The 17915-nt window shown below is 39.4% G+C and carries 16 protein-coding genes; 4 read left to right on the plus strand and 12 right to left on the minus strand.

The genetic code is table 11. The features are described from left to right. The first annotated feature begins 57 nt into the window (after positions 1 to 57). The 3 genes from EGM47_RS01895 to EGM47_RS01905 are packed head-to-tail and all read left to right on the plus strand — an operon-like array spanning position 58 to position 2446. Positions 58 to 780, plus strand: a complete 723-nt coding sequence (locus tag EGM47_RS01895) for a glycosyltransferase family 2 protein (protein WP_124979071.1) — start codon at positions 58 to 60, stop codon at positions 778 to 780. Further along, a complete protein-coding gene (locus EGM47_RS01900; RefSeq protein ID WP_124979072.1) occupies positions 777 to 1157 on the plus strand; it encodes a hypothetical protein in 381 nt (126 codons plus the stop codon). Before EGM47_RS01895 ends, EGM47_RS01900 begins: the two co-directional genes overlap by 4 nt. Then, entirely contained in the window at positions 1154 to 2446 is a 1293-nt protein-coding gene (locus EGM47_RS01905) for a glycosyltransferase family 39 protein (protein WP_124979073.1), read from the plus strand. The genes EGM47_RS01900 and EGM47_RS01905 overlap by 4 nt, the downstream gene beginning before the upstream one ends. 18 nt (positions 2447 to 2464) lie before the next feature. Here the strand turns inward: EGM47_RS01905 and EGM47_RS01910 are convergent, their stop codons facing one another. The 12 genes from EGM47_RS01910 to EGM47_RS01965 form a co-directional block, all read right to left on the minus strand. After that, positions 2465 to 3559 (minus strand): glycosyltransferase family 4 protein, encoded by a 1095-nt coding sequence (locus tag EGM47_RS01910; protein ID WP_124979074.1) that lies wholly within the window; start codon positions 3557 to 3559, stop codon positions 2465 to 2467. Positions 3560 to 3569: 10 nt separating this feature from the next. Continuing rightward, positions 3570 to 4832, minus strand: a complete 1263-nt coding sequence (locus EGM47_RS01915; protein ID WP_124979075.1) for an O-antigen ligase family protein — start codon at positions 4830 to 4832, stop codon at positions 3570 to 3572. Continuing rightward, positions 4832 to 5881, minus strand: coding sequence for an O-antigen polysaccharide polymerase Wzy (locus EGM47_RS01920; RefSeq protein WP_240642089.1), 1050 nt, complete (start codon positions 5879 to 5881; stop codon positions 4832 to 4834). Before EGM47_RS01920 ends, EGM47_RS01915 begins: the two co-directional genes overlap by 1 nt. Positions 5882 to 6312: 431 nt before the next feature. After that, positions 6313 to 7737 carry a hypothetical protein gene (locus EGM47_RS01925; protein ID WP_124979077.1) on the minus strand — a complete coding sequence of 475 codons (1425 nt, stop codon included), beginning with the start codon at positions 7735 to 7737 and terminating at the stop codon, positions 6313 to 6315. Further along, entirely contained in the window at positions 7734 to 9050 is a 1317-nt protein-coding gene (locus EGM47_RS01930) for a flippase (protein WP_262707045.1), read from the minus strand. The genes EGM47_RS01925 and EGM47_RS01930 overlap by 4 nt, the downstream gene beginning before the upstream one ends. Before the next feature lie 3 nt (positions 9051 to 9053). Next, positions 9054 to 10097, minus strand: a complete 1044-nt coding sequence (locus tag EGM47_RS01935; protein ID WP_124979659.1) for a GDP-L-fucose synthase family protein — start codon at positions 10095 to 10097, stop codon at positions 9054 to 9056. Then, positions 10097 to 11224, minus strand: a complete 1128-nt coding sequence (gene gmd, locus EGM47_RS01940; RefSeq protein ID WP_124979079.1) for a GDP-mannose 4,6-dehydratase — start codon at positions 11222 to 11224, stop codon at positions 10097 to 10099. The genes EGM47_RS01935 and gmd overlap by 1 nt, the downstream gene beginning before the upstream one ends. A gap of 83 nt (positions 11225 to 11307) precedes the next feature. Then, positions 11308 to 12159, minus strand: coding sequence for a dTDP-4-dehydrorhamnose reductase (gene rfbD, locus EGM47_RS01945; protein WP_124979080.1), 852 nt, complete (start codon positions 12157 to 12159; stop codon positions 11308 to 11310). 50 nt (positions 12160 to 12209) lie between these two features. Further along, entirely contained in the window at positions 12210 to 13244 is a 1035-nt protein-coding gene (locus EGM47_RS01950; protein ID WP_124979081.1) for a hypothetical protein, read from the minus strand. Between the two features lie 73 nt (positions 13245 to 13317). Further along, positions 13318 to 15033, minus strand: a complete 1716-nt coding sequence (locus EGM47_RS01955; protein WP_124979082.1) for a DUF6909 family protein — start codon at positions 15031 to 15033, stop codon at positions 13318 to 13320. Between the two features lie 45 nt (positions 15034 to 15078). Continuing rightward, entirely contained in the window at positions 15079 to 16593 is a 1515-nt protein-coding gene (locus EGM47_RS01960) for a GH3 auxin-responsive promoter family protein (RefSeq protein ID WP_124979083.1), read from the minus strand. Beyond that, a complete protein-coding gene (locus tag EGM47_RS01965; protein ID WP_124979084.1) occupies positions 16590 to 17456 on the minus strand; it encodes a M23 family metallopeptidase in 867 nt (288 codons plus the stop codon). The genes EGM47_RS01960 and EGM47_RS01965 overlap by 4 nt, the downstream gene beginning before the upstream one ends. A gap of 187 nt (positions 17457 to 17643) precedes the next feature. Between EGM47_RS01965 and EGM47_RS01970 the strand changes: the two genes are divergently transcribed. Then, a complete protein-coding gene (locus EGM47_RS01970; RefSeq protein WP_124979085.1) occupies positions 17644 to 17850 on the plus strand; it encodes a Sec-independent protein translocase subunit TatA/TatB in 207 nt (68 codons plus the stop codon). The last annotated feature ends 65 nt before the right edge of the window (positions 17851 to 17915 follow it).

The raw sequence follows: 17915 nt of genomic DNA on the forward strand, positions 1-17915 counted from the left end.
TTAAAAATTACTTTTATTTGTACAGGAAAGCCTTATTTTCACCATTTTTCAGACTTCATGGAGCTTAACAAACTGTCTATTATCATTCCAGCATATAATGAAGCTGCGACAATTCATCTTATTCTCGACAAGGTCAAGGAGGTAAAAATAATTAATGAAATTGAAAAGGAAGTGATTATTGTCAATGATTACTCAACCGATTCGACCAAAGAGGCAGTTCAAGAATACATCAATAAAAACCCTGAACTTCCTATTGCCTATTTTGAGCACGAGGTAAATAAAGGAAAAGGTGCTGCACTTCATACGGGTATATCAAAAGCTACGGGTGAATATTTAATTATTCAGGATGCAGATTTGGAATACGATCCTAATGAATACAATCAACTTTTAAAACCCGTGGTCAATGGATTTGCAGATGTGGTTTATGGATCTAGATTTATGGGAAGTAACCCACATAGAATTCTCTTTTTTTGGCATACTATAGGAAACAAATTCCTGACGACACTTTCTAACATGTCTACAAATCTCAATCTTACGGATATGGAAACATGCTATAAATTGTTCAAAACCTCTATGATCCAAGGGTTGACCTTAAAAGAAAACAGATTTGGCTTTGAACCTGAAGTCACCGCTAAAATTTCTAGAATTCCAAAAATCCGAATCTATGAGGTAGGGATCTCTTATTATGGAAGAACTTACGAAGAAGGGAAAAAGATCAATTGGAAGGATGGATTTAGAGCCATCTATTGCATATTGAAATACGGTATTTTTAAACTATGATTGCCAAGCGTTTAATTTTCATCATCATATTACTTCTTTGTTTCTACTCTATATACGATCATATTGAGGAAGAAACAGAAAAAACGGTCCAAATAGACGAAATCGAAAAAGGGGTAAAAGACTTAAGACCGCTTTTAAAGGGTGAAGACAAAATCTCATTCCTGGCTAATTCTCCAGAAGAAAGGAAAATTCATTTTGAAGCCCAATATATTTTGGCACCACTCATCGTCCATAGAGGAAATCAAGGGGATAAATATGCCTTGATTATAGAAAACTTCAATTATCCGTTGGATTCTACTTTCCGAATGGAAGAATTTAAGGAAGTCAAACGTGTAGAAGAAAAGAGGTTCAATTTTATACTTATGGAAAGAAAATGATAGGAACAATTTTATTAGTTGTATCGATCACTTTGTATGCTGTTATTTTCAACAATGTACTTGGTGCTAGATATTCGACGGCACTAAACACCATTCTATTCAGTATTTTAAGTGTGGTCTTACACGGCTTCTTGTTTATCCTATCAACTTATTTGGGGATTGGCTGGCTAACAGTTATTTCGGCCTTATTGATCATGGCAATTGTGTTTTTTATAATAAACAGACATACCATCAAAGATTTCTTCAGGTTTGACTACAAAGTATCCTATGCACAAATAGTATTTGCGTTTATGTCGTTTTGCGGGCTGCATATTTTTGAAACCAATTCTATAAAATACGGCCGTTGGGATGCTTATGCCATTTGGAATGTGCATGCCAAATTTTTGTACGAGCCGGTACTTTGGGAGCGATTACTCGATGAACGTATGACATGGGGCCATAGTGATTATCCTTTATTGTTCCCTTCTGTATCTGCTATGTTTTGGCGTATCATGGAGAGCACAAGTCCTGTTATTCCACTTATAGTTTCGTTTTTGATTTATCTCTCGATTCTTTTTGTGATGTACAGTTCCTTTAGTACTCAAAAGGGAAAAATACTAGCCTTGGTAGGGGTTGGATGTCTATCGGTGAATGCAGATTTTATAACTAAAACGGCTACCCAATATGCAGATAGCGCGGTAGCCTTATTTTATCTTATTACCATACTCTTACTGTATAAAGTGAAGGATGGTGGTAAAAAAAGTTATGTGTTGTTAGGGATTTTTGCCTCAATCAATTGTTGGATCAAAAATGAAGGATTCGTGTTTTTTCTAATCGTTTCGGCAGTAGTATTTTTGTACAATCTGAAAAACATCAAGAATTTGTTGTTTTACTTATACGGACTCGCTATACTATTCCTGACACATATTTCTTATCGAGTATTCCTCTCTCCTAAGAATGACCTGACGTCCCACTCCTATGATAAGATATTAGAGGATATCCTGAACATTACCCGATATGAAATGGTTTACGACAAACTTATTTCGCTTTTGTATTTTGAATTTCCGCTGATACTGATTGGATTCTTCATTTCTATTTTACTTTTGGGAAAAAGGTTTTTTAAAGAGTTGCCACTGGTCGTTTTACTCATCACTTTTGTTGCCTACTGTGCGTTTTTTATCATCACACCTTTAAATCTGCAATGGCATTTAGATACAGCTCTGGATCGACTCTTACTGCAGCTTTATCCCAGTATCATACTCGTCACCTTGACTGTTGTTTATCATCAATTTCAACACAAACTCGCCTGATTGCACTATTCTCAGTTGCTATGAGTGAGCAGCATTAAAGATGGCCTCTAGGTTATCAGCAAATTGCGGAATTCTGTATTTTTCTCTGGCCTCTTTAACATTGTGCAGGCCGTAATTCCTGATCATAGACGGTTGAGCAGCGACTTTTTTCAGTTGTGAGGTAATACTGTCAGCGTTTTGTTTTTCGACATATACACCGTTGATTTGATCTCTAAATATATCAGGTATACCTGCATGTGGAGTGGTAATAATCATATTTCCTGTGGCCATAGCTTCCAAAATAGCAAAAGGTTGTGCCTCCATCGTATAAAAAGTGGGCAGAATAAAAATGTTGGACCAAGTCAGCAGGTCCGTCTTTTCTTTGACGTCTACCGTGCCCAGGTATTCTGTATGTTCTAGTCTCTCCAGTAATTGCATCACACGGTCGCTATTTTCTGGGGCAATATTACCAGCGATACGCGCTTGATAAGGAACATTTTCCTCCTCTAAACTCAGTAAAGCCTCGAGCAATTCAAAAATTCCTTTTTCTAACATTAGATTGCTGAGGTAAGTAATATGAAGTCGGTCATATTTTTTGGCGTGAACTACCTCGTCAGAGACAAACAATTCGTCTAGCGTAAAATTCTTGAGGCTGAAAATTTGATCTTCAGGTATAAATGGACGAAAATTATCTTTAAGTGAATCTGAAGAAACAATTCCTTGATTTGTTCTAGACATGATGAAATGAAACAATCTTTTTTTAATCCCGGTCAACTCACTGTACTGCTTACCTAAATAATTTCCATGAATATGAATAACTATTTGCTTGTTTGCCACGCTCGCTGATAATATATATAATGCATATTTGAGGACACCGTAGAAAGTCTGACCGATGGTTATATATATAATATCGTTCCTAAAAACCTTATAGAAAAAGATCTGCAACTTCAGATAAAACCAGGCCTTGTGCAGACTTAATTTGCCGATTTTTTCATCAAATCTAGAGTAACTGGTATTGACCATTTGGACTTGATAATTGTCTTTCTTTTTAAACTCATCATAAACAATTTGGGTTCCTAGGCTTACTCCTGTTATAGGTAAAGGAAATGGACCAGTGATCAATAGCTTTTTCAAATGGTATAGATTAAGATTGTGATTCTAGGTATTGGATCTCAGATATAGATGTGTCAACTTGTATTTCCTTATCCTTTGTAGACTTAAACGAGTAGGTGAAGATGAATAGATTGACAAAAAATGAGAAAAACAATACACCGTTTTCTCTTTCCAGAATGTTTTCGGCCAACATGACCAAAGCATAAAATAATATGAGCGCTACCAATATATAGTTCTTTTTTCTAAAGGCATCCACCAAATAATAAATCAGAAAAAGCGCAAAGAAAAATAATCCTAGGTATCCGACCTTCAGCAACAAACCTAGATATTGATTATGCGAATTATACTTGTTTTCGGCCAGAAATTCCATCTCTTCCTCAAAACAGTTGATCAATTCAGATTTACCATCACCAATGCCAAAACCAAAAAATCCAGCTTCTGGGATGATCTCTTCGGCGCATTGGAAAATTGAATATCTGATCGACGTCGAAGTCAAATTTTTGGACTGCGCATCTTGTACCTGCAGTAACTCAGTAAATCTTTTATTTACTTTTGGGTTAAGGGTTATCGTCCCAATGACTATGGCCGAAAACAAACCAAAAACTATATACAGTTTGTTGTTGTTGAATAAGAAAACAAGTAAAAAGCCAACCAAGATCAAGGCAATGATAGGACCCTTTTTGATCATAATCATCAGGAAAAACAACAATATCAAGCTGATGAGTATAAGGGCGAACCATCGCAGTATGCCCAACCCTTTACGTACAATAAACAACGCCATAATCAAGGATACAGCGATATGCATGCTCAAGTAGATGGGATGAATTTTCCATCCGTAAATCCTGCTTCTGATGATGTTTACATAATGCAGAATGCTATCGCTAAAACTGTAGTCAAAATTGAACGTGATGAAGGCCCCTACACAGAGCACAGTGGTGGCAATAATATAGCACCACATCAGTCTGTATTTACGATCTAGAATGTACCTGATACTTGCTTTACTCATAAAAGCAAACGCCAAGGGAAATAGCAGCAGAGGTATAGCCGTGCCTATTTTTTTAAGTCCATATTCTAGGTCTGAGGTATAGGTCAGGCTAAGTAAATAGAAAACGTAAAGCGATGAAGCCATGAGGAAATAACTCCATTTAAATTTATCATTACTCTTTAGGCCATCAATGATAGACAGCAACAGAAAAACACCTAAGAATATTGGTCTTACCCCTCTAGGAATGGCGGGCATGAAAGCAATAATCATAGATACCAGCCCGAGCGCTTTTCTCAGTTTTGTTTGCATCAGTTTGTATTTACCCACACCTTTTTATCTAAAATAGTCCCTGTCATTTTGATAATTAGCTTTGGTATCACATAGATACCAATAAACACGCCCACAAAGTAACTATAACCATTTGTAAAATCTCCCCTCAAGAGGAAGAGAAGGTGAATCGCAAAGTAAAATGCTGTTGCTTTTTTCAAATAATCATTACTGTTAAGCCAGGTGAGAAAAAACAAACAAGTTAAGGCAAGTGCAAAAGCCATAATGGCCACTCCAGGAATACCAAAATTCATGTAACCTTCAGAAACCAATGGATTTGAAAGGTTGGCAAAATTGAATCCGTATTCCTCAATTACGTGATTTCCCAGTACCAATCCAGAGGCGTCAGGTTTAGCAGCCCAAATGCTTCTGGGCACAAAAAATAAAAAGGCACTCAATAATTGAAATCCATAAGAAAACCCGTTTAGTTCTGTGGCTTCTATTGCAATACCAATGTTGACAAAAGCATCGTAATTTAACGACATAAAACCTTTACTTAGATCACCCCGATCAATTACTGCAGATAATAAAGAAGGATTTTCGATTAATTCTGTGATTCCATATTGCAAGTGTGTCAGTGCCTGAGTAAGCGGAAACACGATAATCATGGCTACAAATAATAATAAACAAGTCTTTAAGTTACTATTGACAAGCTTGGGATAGAATAAAAATATAAGTAGCAAGTAAACTGGACCCAAGGCGTTTCTCTTTTCGACCAATGGATTTTTAAGAATAAAAAGAAAAAATATGATTGCTCCGCATACCAAACAATTGATTATCCAAGTCTGGGTGGAAATAGATTTTTTATCAAAAATCAATTTACAAAGTACTATCGCTGCAATGGGAATTGAAAAAACAATTTTTTTAAAAACCAATTGGTAGCCCGGGCTGAAAGATGAAGGTGTCCAGTTATGTCTAACGTATTCATCGATAAGAAACGGCAAACCAATGCCGACTAGAATTAGGCTTATCACAGTGATGTAAAAAACGTCACGGAAAACAACTTGGGTAGACCTACTTTTTGTAAGCAAGACGGGCTTCTTAATGGTCTTAATATATCCCTTTACGCCGATGTACGTCAGGAAAAAAATGATGTGAAAGAGAGAGATAAGTAGATTGGTTTTGATAAAAAGGTCCTCCTTATAAGGGAACTTATGGTCAAAAACAGGAGAGTCTAAAGGCATGAAGTTTTTAGACTGTATTATGGGCGCAACGATAAAAAACAAATAATTGAAAACAATATAAGTACTCAGAAAAGGACTGTACTTTTTTTCAATAAAAATGTGGTAGTAGGTGATAAAAGTGAGGAGCAAGGCACTCAAGAAAAAGGAAGACCATAATTGCCAGGGTGCCTCATATGAACCAAAAAGAACTACCAGAATGATTAGATAGATAAAAATGAAGAGGTTTCTTAAAAACATAGATGATGAGAACTCATTTTTATATAATCTGATTTCAATATCTATTCTACTCGATTTGATGTCCTGACTTGACCTACAAAAACATGCCTATTCACTTCCAACTGCTCGTCTAGAATAAGATCAAAATTGTTTTTAAAATTCTTTGTAAACCACTCTAAATTATAAAAATCAGGGATTTCTGGAATCGTGTTTAGATCCCCTGAATACAAGCCTAAAGGCATAAATTCTACCACCACATATTTTTTAGTCAGAGAGGAAAGCACATTAAAAATATGTTGCAAACCTACATCTTGCGTCAAAATCAAATGATGTGTAACAGCCAATGCCATGACTACATCAGCATTCAGTCGATCGAGAACGTTTGTAGTATTACTTCTATTGTTAGGACGTACAAAATCAAAAACCAAAGGTAAAATATCAGATCGCCCTTGATTTCTTAGATATATGTGATCTAGGGCATTTCTATCATAATCTGTGGCTATGATCTCATCGATTTGTGAGTTTTCAAGAATAAAATTGGCAAACTTACCCTGATTACTGGCCAGTTCGATCAATGATGAGGCGTCTTTGAGCTCAGTATTGATAATCTCATTGATCCTGATAAATCGAGGGTCCTGACCAGGGTTTTTATCATTGTGATAGTCTTTCCAGTATGAATCTGCTTTACTCTTAGAGACACTACCTATTAATTTTCTCGCCTTGCTGGCCGAGTAAAATCCTTGCAGGTTTTTTTTCAGTTGGAGGACTTGATTAATCCTTTGATGTTTACCATATTTCTCTATAACCCGCGTGTATCTAGCAGCAGATAAGCGTCGCATGGCGGTATGCGCTTTGAAGAGCTGGTTGCTGAGATAAGAACCAAGAATTGTCGAATATTTATGACGCAGTAAAAAAAGGTCCTTATCACTAAAGAGTCCATTGTATAAATGTATACTATTCGGCAAATCCGAATAGCCTCTGTTGTACAAATACAGCGGCATATAAAAGGAGTTATAGAAATTGTTATAACCCGACCAGGAACTACCGTCCCGTTCGTCCGTTTTAATAAAGCTACCAAAATCCACATATACTGGCTTTGACATATCAAACACCACATTAAAAGCGTGCACATCAAATAATTCAAAGCCATACTTATTAGCTACCTCATTACAATCCAACACTATGTTGGCGGCGGCATGCAACATAGAAAATGACCATTCATATGGATAATTCCAATAAGGAATCTTTTTATGTTCTATCACTAAATCATGCCCTTCAATTTCCAGTTCACTGATCCAGGTTTGAACAAAGAGACCTTTCTCCACCAGCTCATCGATCATTCCATTGCTCATCATTTCTTTGACCTGTTCTACATATTGATCATGAACACCCCTGATCACACGGTCACCATAGAAATATAGGGTACATACCTGGTCGATTGAAAATTCAACCGTTTGTAAATCCTCTTTGTTTATTTTATTACTCATAATGGTTTGATCCAGGTTTTGGGGCTCAAGATATTAATAATGGATTTAGTCTGTAGATAAAAATTTTCTCTCGTGTCCTTAAAACAGCCGTTGATGAGATATCCAGATAAAGCATAAGAAATTAAAGTAGCGTAAGCAGCGCCTTCCAGTCCGTACAGTCGAATCAAAATAATATTTAATGAGATATTGACCACAGCTCCAACCACCAGCCTGATACTCGCCAATTTCTCTAAACCTTCATTCAGATAAAATCCCCAAGAAGCATTGCTTAGAAACAAGAATACGATGGACCAAATGTAAATGACGACCAGCTGACTGCTTTCTGCATATGCCAAACCAAAAAAAGTATCCACCATCCAAGGGCCTAAAAAAGTATATGAAATACAGGCAAAAACAGCTACTTTCATTAAAATGTCATAGAGTTTTTGCAAGCGCTCTATGAATTTGGCTCGACTTTCCTTCCGAGTGGCCACAAGCGAGGGAAATATGGATTGGTTGATAGCGACCGTCACAAATATCCAAACACTGGTAAGCTTGACTGCCACACTGTATATACCAACCTCATATTCTCCCAAAAAGTCCCGAATCATCACCTGATCAATTTTCATATACAAAGCGGCCGCTACTGAACCCAGCACCAAAAGCCTGCCCTTTTTAATAAATTTCTTGGCTAAGGCCTTGTCAAATCGCCATGCAAACAGATTCAATCGCTGCCTTCTATAAACTAGCAGATAAGTCAGCGATAGTAGCAACCATTCCAGGAAAATTGCAAATCCAAACCACAATAGGGAATACTCAAAACTAATCAGATATACCTTGAACACAGCAAGCGAACCAACGACTAAAATATTACAAATGGCAGTGTGCCTGCTCTGAACCTGACTCTGAAAGTAAAAATCAATAATTTTAAATCCCTGCAAAGCAACAGCCATGGATAAAAAGAAAATTAGATAAATGGTAACACGATCTAGTCCCTGCAGCCAGATGATAGGAATCATAACCAAAATCATTAATCCAAAACCTAAAAACCGAAGAGATAATGCAGTACCCATTATGGAATCCCTTTTTTCGGGATGAGCCACGAGTTCCTTAACGATAATCTGATCTAAGCCTAAGGCCGCGATAGCTGTAAATAAATAAACAAAAGACTCAGAATAACTCAGTACTCCATATTCAGTCGGCCCCAGATAATTGGCAATCCATATACCTATAAAAAAGGCATCGATCAGCCTCACGCCCTTCTCCATTAGAAGCCATAGGGTGTTATTGAAATATCTTGATATTCCTACTGAATTAAAGAGTTTAGGTAACAAGTTTTAATTTTCAGTGTAATGGTGATACATCATCTCAAGGCCTACTTCAAGTTGGATTTTATGTTTCCAGCCCAATTGGTGAAGCTTGGTTACATCGGTGAGCTTGCGAGGTGTACCATCGGGCTTACTTTCATCCCAGCATAATTGCCCCTGATATCCGACAACCGTTTTGATCATTTCAGCCAGCTGGTTGATCGCTACATCTTCTCCCGTGCCAATATTGATGTGGGTGTTACGTACCTCATCCATCTCCTGGCTTAAGTCCTTAAAACCTACCTTATTCATCAAAAAAACACAGGCACTGGCCATGTCCTCAGACCACAAGAACTCTCGTTTTGGATTCCCTGTTCCCCACAGGTGTATGCGGTCTTCAAAGATGCCGTGTTGGTGTAATTCCGCTTTCGCGAAAGCGTAATCCTCTACACCTAAATCTTCTAAAATCGCCTTTTTATCGCCCTTCATCAACAATTTCCCCAGGTGCATCTTCCTGATTAAAGCAGGTAAAACATGGGATTTTTCCAAATCAAAATTATCATTAGGCCCGTATAGATTGGTGGGCATGACCGATATAAAGTTCGTCCCGTATTGGAGATTATAACTCTCACACATTTTAATACCAGCTATCTTAGCGATGGCATATGGCTCATTGGTATATTCCAGCGGACCAGTGAGTAAACTGTCCTCAGGCATGGGCTGGGGAGCCATTTTTGGATAAATACACGTACTGCCCAAAAATAGAAGCTTCTTAACACCAGCAACATAACTCTGATGGATCACATTATTTTGTATCATCAGGTTCTGATAGATAAAATCTGCCCGATAAGTGTTATTGGCTACAATACCACCCACGGAAGCCGCAGCCAAAAAAACGTAATCCGGTTTTTCCTGTTCAAAAAATCTGGCGGTGGCCATTTGGTCAGTGAGATCCAACTGAGCTCGGGTACGCATAATGATATGCTTAAAACCTTGTTTTTTCAGTTGATTTACAATCGCACTGCCTACTAGTCCGCGATGTCCAGCAACGAATATTCTTGCGTTGAGATCCATCATTCAAAATAATTGTTGATGCGATATCCACCAGATTTGAGGTATTCTTCTCTGGACATCAAATGTAGATCGCTCTGCATCATATCATTGATCAATTCCTGGAGATTGATTTCAGGTACCCAGCCTAATTTTTCCTTGGCTTTGGTGGGGTCGCCGATCAGCAAGTCCACCTCGGTAGGTCTGAAATATCTCGGGTCGACAGCGACTACTTCTTTGCCTAAATCTAGTTGGTATTCTGGATGGGAACAAGACTTCACCAGACCCTTCTCCTCAACTCCTTCTCCTTTGAATTCTAATTCAATTCCTACATACTGAAATGCCATGCGTACGAAATCCCGAACACTAGTGGTAGTCCCAGTAGCAATTACCCAATCCTCAGGTTCATCGTGTTGTAGAATCATCCACATCATACGCACGTAGTCCTTGGCGTGCCCCCAATCTCTTTTGGCATCCAGATTACCTAAATAAACTTTCTCTTGAAGTCGCTTTACGATTTTGGCAGTTGCCCTGGTGATCTTTCTGGTAACAAAAGTCTCCCCACGTACTGGAGACTCATGGTTAAAAAGAATTCCATTACACGCAAACATACCGTAAGCTTCTCTATAATTTACAGTGGCCCAGTAAGCATACATTTTGGCTACTGCATAAGGACTACGAGGGTAAAAAGGAGTTGTTTCTGATTGTGGTACTTCCTGAACCTTACCGTACAACTCTGAGGTTGAAGCCTGATAAACCTTTGTTTTCTTTTCCATCCCCAGCAAACGTACCGACTCTAGAATACGCAGTGCTCCGATACCGTCGGCATTCGCAGTATATTCGGGCATTTCAAATGAAACCTGAACATGAGACATAGCGGCCAGGTTATAAATTTCATCTGGCTGGGTTTCCTTGATAATTCGAGTCAGATTAGTGGTGTCAGTCAAATCTCCATAATGCAGTTTAAATCTGACATTTTTTTCATGTGGATCTTGGTAAAGATGGTCTATTCGATCTGTATTAAACAATGAGGCCCGGCGTTTGATACCGTGAACCTCATATCCTTTTTTCAATAGAAATTCGCTTAAATAAGCTCCGTCTTGACCGGTGACTCCTGTAATCAGGGCTACTTTGTTAAGTTGTTGGGACATATCCTTGAATGTAAAGACAAAAATAGGCTTTTGGAATTAGAATCGGCTCTCTGCTCCTGGTTGTTGTTCAGACTAAAAGATGGCTATAATTGACCCCCATCACTAATTTTATCGGCCACCGTTTTCAAACTAACTGTAACCTCAGGAATCGTATAACCAAATGTTTTTTCTGTTGCTTTGGTGTCCATTACACTATACTTTGGTCGCTTTGCAGCGGTCTTAAATTCTGCAACAGGACTAATGTTTCTTTTAAGTTGAAGTTCTTTATTGATAGCTACGGCAAAATCATACCAAGTCATCACTCCTTTGTTAGCAAAGTGATATGTACCATAAGCTTCTGGATCCTGATTGATCACATGACCGATAAAATCAGCCACATCCAATGCACTGGTAGGGCAACCAGTTTGGGTATTAACCACCTTGAGGTCAGTCTGATCCGTGGTGGCCACCCATTTAAAGAAATTCTTGCCATGCGGCGCATATAACCACGATATCCTAAAGATATAGTATTTCCCATTGGTCTTTCTCATGGATTGCTCACCCCTTAACTTGCTGGCTCCATACACATTTATAGGAGCGGTTTCATCATCCGGTCGATATGGATTAGACGCTTTCCCATCGAATACATAATCCGTGGAAAAATGAATCAATGTAGCACTCAATTGCTGGCTGATCTGGGCCAATTTTTCTACAGCGAGACCATTGAGCATAAATGCTTTCTCAATTTCCTCCTCTGCGAGATCTACTGCGGTGTAGGCAGCACAGTTTATAATGTAATCAGGTTGTAACTGGAACAGCTTTGTGTGCAATTGATCAGCACAAGAGATATCCAAGTCTGATCTTGAAAAAACCGACAAGTCAAATGCATTCAACCTTTCAGCAATAGCCTGACCCAACATACCCTGGCCACCTAGAACAACTACTTTTTTTGTCATGGTATTATTTTGATACCTATATACCTGTTATCCTATAGCAAAAACGCTTATTATACCTTTTTTTCGTAATCGTTTAAGAACCTCCAGAGCAATGGAATCAGGGCAACCAATAACCCAAGACCTAAGAATGCAAATGCAAATTTAACCGTGAGGTGTTGTTTTTCTAAAGTTCCTTTGGTGACCAAAAAGGAGACCATATTCACTGTTTTATCATAAGAATATTTTTCTAACCTTTCTTCCTTAAGCATCTTCAGTAAGTTGGCTTTTTGGTAAAAAACATCTCTGAAAACCGAATTCTGATCCTTATTATTCAAGTAAATGTTATTGCCTCCATCGTCCTTATTGTCAGATTTTCTAATCGCTTCCTGATAGGAACTGATCAAAGAATCCAATTCTTGTAATTGGTATTCCAATTTCTCAATATTGAATTGAGACGATTCTCTGGCCGCCAGTCGTTCAGCCATGATTTTTGAATTCTCCTCGATCTCAACTAATTTAGGTGCATACTCCTGTAATACCTGGCGATCTGTAGCACTGACAATTACGTGATAATATTGATAGTCAATATTTCTTTTGGCTGCTTTAAACCCTTCAAAAGTAAAGTTCTCTAAGGCCATCGTATCTGACTTTCTAGCCAGTTCATCGTATTCCTCCAGCAGTTCGGTGTCGTTAAAATCTGCCTCTATTTCAACACTTTTCAACTGACTGACTACTTGTTCAGGTATCTCTAATTGATTACTCAACCTTTCATAATCCCCCTGATCCAGCAGCGAGTTGTAATAGTTAATGTTGCTGATCAATTGACCTGCACTTTCAAAATTGGGTTGCACCCTCATTTTGGCTGTAAATATCTTTTTGGATTCCTGCCTCAAATAAAAGCCCAATGCCGCACCTACAATAAAAAACAGGCTTAAAAGCATGAGGTTTTTTTTGATAAAAATCAGGAATAGAATAAGAAAATGTCCGATACCCTTCAAGGCATTTCCAATAGCATTGAATAGATTTTTAAATCCGTTGCCTATCCATACAAATACAGGTACCAGGTCTACTTCCTGTTCCTGCTGCTTCTCTGGTTGATGATCCATAATTAGGTGGTATTGTGCGGTTCAAATATAAACCAACTCTTGTAAAGCCTAAACGCCGTATATGGGGACTTAATTATTCTTGCTGCTTTAAAAATCGATCGACAATTTGCTCCAGGATCTTTTCGGTAATCACGTATACTGGTTTTACACCAATCAGACCTAAACCTCCACTGGCCAAAGTGTGTCCGGTTTTCAAAGGATTATCACTGGCATAATAAGCATACCTAAGCTTTACTTTTTTATGGATACTACGACGCACACGGGAGGCTGCTTGAATGGCTTTCTGGTAGTGTGCTCCTTCCATCTCAAGACCGATGACATTCCAACTCGAGTGATAGAAAAACTCCAGCAGGTCTTTGTTTTGTAGTGATGTGCCTAACACAGTAACCATAGACCCAGAAACCACATTGATATCTTCACAAGCCAAGTCCTTTTTGGTAAGTTGGTTTTTAAACGGATAATTATCTGCTGTTCCTTCAAATACGTGGGCATCAGGTATCATAATGTCCCCTTTGTCACCTTCCAATATTCCGGCTTTACCCATGATATTGATAGACTTAACATTCATGGAGATATTGAAGTGTTCCTCGTCTGTAAAAGGTTTCAGCAACTCATCCATAGTTTCATAGGCTTGTTCACCAAAAGCATAATCCATCACGATCAGTACGGGTTTTTTACTGTTCTCGCTTTCGCGAAAGCGGTCATCCACAAAGTCCACTTGTTGAAAGTCACTGGCACCCGTATCAAAAATCTGTACATCAATGTTTGTCCCGCTTTGATCCGGCAACTCGTACATGCCATGAGATAACGCATACTTTTTAATCAGGTCCCGGTTCCTTTTACCACTGTCATTACTCAACTCGGCAAAAACCTCCATCCTGCTTTTTTTGGCCATTTGAGATGCCAAGGCTTTGGGACCGTATAGCGAATTCATCACACTGTGTAGGTTGGCACTGATGATATGTAGTGGACGATCCAGCAAATCTTTTTCACTCAGGAATTTTTTGATGCGTAGAGCCCAACGGTCACCGTGGATGTGATGCCCCAGACGCTCCCTTAAAACCGGTGAAAAAGTGACCAATCGTTTTTGTTCGTCCATGATTTCCCGACGTGCCAATCTTCCCAAGTGGTAAATGATACTGAGAAACCTGTTGGGATTGGCTGATGTGGCAAATTTTGGATACACCGACTTGACTTCATCAAAGGTTCTTCCCAAGATATTGGCCACATGGGTAATGGCTACTTCTTTTTCTTCCTGGCTTAATTTCTTTTTGGAAACAGCATCTTCCAGACATTTCCAATCTCTGGTGGTATTGCCATTGTCTCCCACAATCACATTTTTCATGATTTTATGGGACTCGATCATCAGGAAGGTCAGATGGGTGAGAATGTCGTAAATTTCTGAACGACCTCTGGTAACCTCAATATTCATTTGCTCTTCGTCAATACGATAGCAGTTGCGGCGGCGCTTGGATGGTATAATAGGTTTAAAATGGGATCCTTCATAGCCCTCATCACTGGTCAGATTGATATAGGTACATTCTTCAATTCCCACCGGCAGACGATCCATGATATAAAGCAACCCGTTTAATTCGGTTTTATTCTCCCCAATACTTCCATAAATTTCAGGTCGCAAGGTCAACAGGGATTCCCTCAATGACTCACCGCTTACTCCCATAGGTTTATAAAAACCACGGTTAAATAAGTGTCGCATGGTAATATACATGCGCTCAATGGCATTGGTACTTTCCTGGGCTCTTGTGCGAGGCGCTACGTTGATAATGGGCATAGGCAATTTTTCCCCACAAAGATAGCAATTATGCAGGCTGGAATACTAGAAGTTACTCTGTTGGGTCAATTGTTCCAATACCTCAGCAATCTTACGGTCATTGGAAAGTCTGGGCAACTTATTTTGGCCACCCAGTTTGCCGATGGTCTTCATATATTTTTGGAAACTCCCAGCTGGTAACACCCGCAATTTTAAAGGTTGGAGCACTTTACCGGTGATCAGGTCGTCGTAATACGCATTTTGCTGTCGCATTTCTAGATCAAGGCTGGAACTGAATTGGGCCAATTTATCCTGAGCAACTTCTTCCATTTCCACAAACCATTCATGGAAAGGGAGTTCGCCAACTGCTGGCTCTAGTTGTGGCGCCACAGTGAATTCATTAATCACTAACCCATGGGCAGAAGCGGCGGCTTTCATGGCTTCTTCTACCTCCTTACCGATCACGTGTTCGCCACTGGCACTGATATAGTGTTTGATCCTACCAGTAACTACAACCCGATAGGGCTCAAGACTTGTAAAAGCAATAGTATCGCCGATATTATAAGCCCAAAGTCCGGCATTGGTGGAGATAATCATGACATAATTCTTCCCCAACTCTACCTCTCCGATACTCAATCTGGGCGGGTCTTCCTCATAAAACCGATCAGCCGGAATAAACTCATAAAAGATGCCCGCATCTAATAAAAGCAACATGCCTTTTTCATCCTGACGATCCTGATAGGCAAAAAAGCCTTCACTGGCAGGGAACAATTCTATACTGTCCACTTCCCGACCAATCAATTGCCGAAATTTGGAACGATAAGGCTCAAAATTTACGCCGCCATAAATGAACAATTCAAAATCTGGAAAAACCTCACCCACCTTTTTTCCTGTGCGCTGAACAATACGTTCAAAGTACATCTGGACCCAACTCGGAATTCCAGAGATCACCGTCATGCGCTCTGGTAGTGTCTCATCAATCACCGCCTCTACTTTTGTTTCCCAGTCCTCAATACAATTGGTTTGCCAAGAGGGCATTCTGTTTTTCTGCAGATAGTTAGGTACGTAATGCGCTACTATTCCACTGAGTCTACCCAATTTGATTCCGTTCTTTTCAGACATTTCGGGACTTCCCTGGAGAAATATCATCTTTCCATCTACAAAAGCACTATTCCCAGTCTCGTGAATATAGCTTAAGATCGCATTGCGAGCTGCTTTAACATGCTCTGGCATGGATGCCTTGGTGATAGGAATATATTTTGCACCACTTGTCGTCCCAGATGTTTTGGCAAAGTAGAGCGGTTGTCCTGGCCATAAGATATCAGACTCCCCAGCCACTACCCGATCCACATAGGGCCGCAGCTCTTCATAGTCGCGGATGGGCACTCTTTGCACAAAATCTTGGTGGCTTTTAATGTTGGCAAAATCATGCGCTTTCGCGAAAGCGGTATTACCTGCCGTTTGCACCAGTTCCCGAAATACCTTTTGTTGGGTCTGAACAGGTCGATTCGCCCATTTGGCCGTCTTTTTGGCGACTATGGCTGCAAATATTTTGGCACCAATGGATTTTAGAGAAGTCATTGGAACTGGATAAAATTCGTAGGATCCAAGGGGTAACCATCACTCCACAATTCAAAGTGTAAATGTGGACCTGTAGTCAGCTCTCCTGTATTGCCTACACTGGCGATTACCTCACCTGCCAAGACCTGGTCATTCTGCTCCTTTAACAGTGATCCACAATGTTTGTACACAGTAATTAGACCATAAGCATGCTCGATCAACATGGTATAACCAGTTTCCGCACTCCAACTGGCAAAAACCACGGTTCCGTCGGCAGCTGCCTTGATTGGAGTACCAGTTTTTGCCACTACATCGACGGCAAAATGCTTGTCTTCGGCATTATAGTTTTCTGAAATATCCCCTTGAAGAGGTGGGAAGAATACAAAATTCGTTCGTGCCTTTGCTCCTGCAATCAAGCTATAGCGATCTTCTCTGGATACCTCTTTACGCAGGAGACTGTCCTCTGGAATGGGCGTTAAATCTGGGGTAGCCTCACTTGTTTCAATTTTGGCCACGCTGTCGATACGGGCATATTCCTCTGGAGTAATATCTCCACTTAAAACCATTTTTATACGTTGGTAATGAGTTTCATTGGCTGCCAGTTGCTGTTTTAGGGAATCTGTTTCCTGCTCGAGTTGTATGGTTTGCTTTCTCAAGCCTACGTCAGAATAACCTGGGATATATTCTCTGATCGGAGTAAAGGCGATAAGGATGGTTGTGGCTGCAATTAATAAAATTGCGCTTACAAATGTGACAATAAATACGTTCAGGCGGGTCAATTTGAGGCTAAACCGCTCTTCAAAGGTATCGTCATTTAATACCACCATGCGATAATGGTGGGTCCATTTACTGGGTTGTTTACGCTGCTTTTTCTTCTTGGCCATATACAATTAGAAGGTTCACAAATATAAATAGTTTGTGACGTTACACATAGTAAGTGAGCATTCAGGTGTTTACTGGTTCTAGGTTTAACCAGTATACTGCTGATTTTCAAAGTGATGAAAGATTAACACCTATTGATCGCCTGGTTGAAAGGCAAATCGTATCTTTGTATCCTCTTAAAATAAGTAAATGATGTTTGCAAATATTGGTTTGGCCATGCCTGGCGCTTTGAGCATTACGTTGATCGTAGTGGTGGTATTGCTGCTTTTTGGAGGAAAAAAGATTCCAGAATTGATGCGCGGCCTGGGTGGTGGTATCAAAGAATTCAAGGATGCTTCTAAAGACGATGATAATTCATCCAAAAATTCAGAAGATAAAAAAGGCTTGGATTCTTAGCGCTTTAATTGACAAGACTACAAAACCCGATTCTAATAGAATCGGGTTTTTTTGTTTCTTAAAGA

Source organism: Nonlabens xiamenensis (genome assembly GCF_003865345.1).
Lineage (GTDB): Bacteria > Bacteroidota > Bacteroidia > Flavobacteriales > Flavobacteriaceae > Nonlabens > Nonlabens xiamenensis.

Excerpts from the sequence above, each read along its gene's own strand:
- EGM47_RS01915 (WP_124979075.1), bottom strand. The coding sequence starts at position 4,832 with ATGCAAACAAAACTGAGAAAAGCGCTCGGGCTGGTATCTATGATTATT.
- gmd (WP_124979079.1), bottom strand. The coding sequence starts at position 11,224 with ATGTCCCAACAACTTAACAAAGTAGCCCTGATTACAGGAGTCACCGGT.
- rfbD (WP_124979080.1), bottom strand. The coding sequence starts at position 12,159 with ATGACAAAAAAAGTAGTTGTTCTAGGTGGCCAGGGTATGTTGGGTCAG.
- EGM47_RS01955 (WP_124979082.1), bottom strand. The coding sequence starts at position 15,033 with ATGCCCATTATCAACGTAGCGCCTCGCACAAGAGCCCAGGAAAGTACC.
- EGM47_RS01895 (WP_124979071.1), top strand. The coding sequence starts at position 58 with ATGGAGCTTAACAAACTGTCTATTATCATTCCAGCATATAATGAAGCT.
- EGM47_RS01970 (WP_124979085.1), top strand. The coding sequence starts at position 17,644 with ATGATGTTTGCAAATATTGGTTTGGCCATGCCTGGCGCTTTGAGCATT.
- EGM47_RS01960 (WP_124979083.1), bottom strand. The coding sequence starts at position 16,593 with ATGACTTCTCTAAAATCCATTGGTGCCAAAATATTTGCAGCCATAGTC.
- EGM47_RS01905 (WP_124979073.1), top strand. The coding sequence starts at position 1,154 with ATGATAGGAACAATTTTATTAGTTGTATCGATCACTTTGTATGCTGTT.
- EGM47_RS01950 (WP_124979081.1), bottom strand. The coding sequence starts at position 13,244 with ATGGATCATCAACCAGAGAAGCAGCAGGAACAGGAAGTAGACCTGGTA.
- EGM47_RS01935 (WP_124979659.1), bottom strand. The coding sequence starts at position 10,097 with ATGGATCTCAACGCAAGAATATTCGTTGCTGGACATCGCGGACTAGTA.
- EGM47_RS01925 (WP_124979077.1), bottom strand. The coding sequence starts at position 7,737 with ATGAGTAATAAAATAAACAAAGAGGATTTACAAACGGTTGAATTTTCA.
- EGM47_RS01965 (WP_124979084.1), bottom strand. The coding sequence starts at position 17,456 with ATGGCCAAGAAGAAAAAGCAGCGTAAACAACCCAGTAAATGGACCCAC.
- EGM47_RS01900 (WP_124979072.1), top strand. The coding sequence starts at position 777 with ATGATTGCCAAGCGTTTAATTTTCATCATCATATTACTTCTTTGTTTC.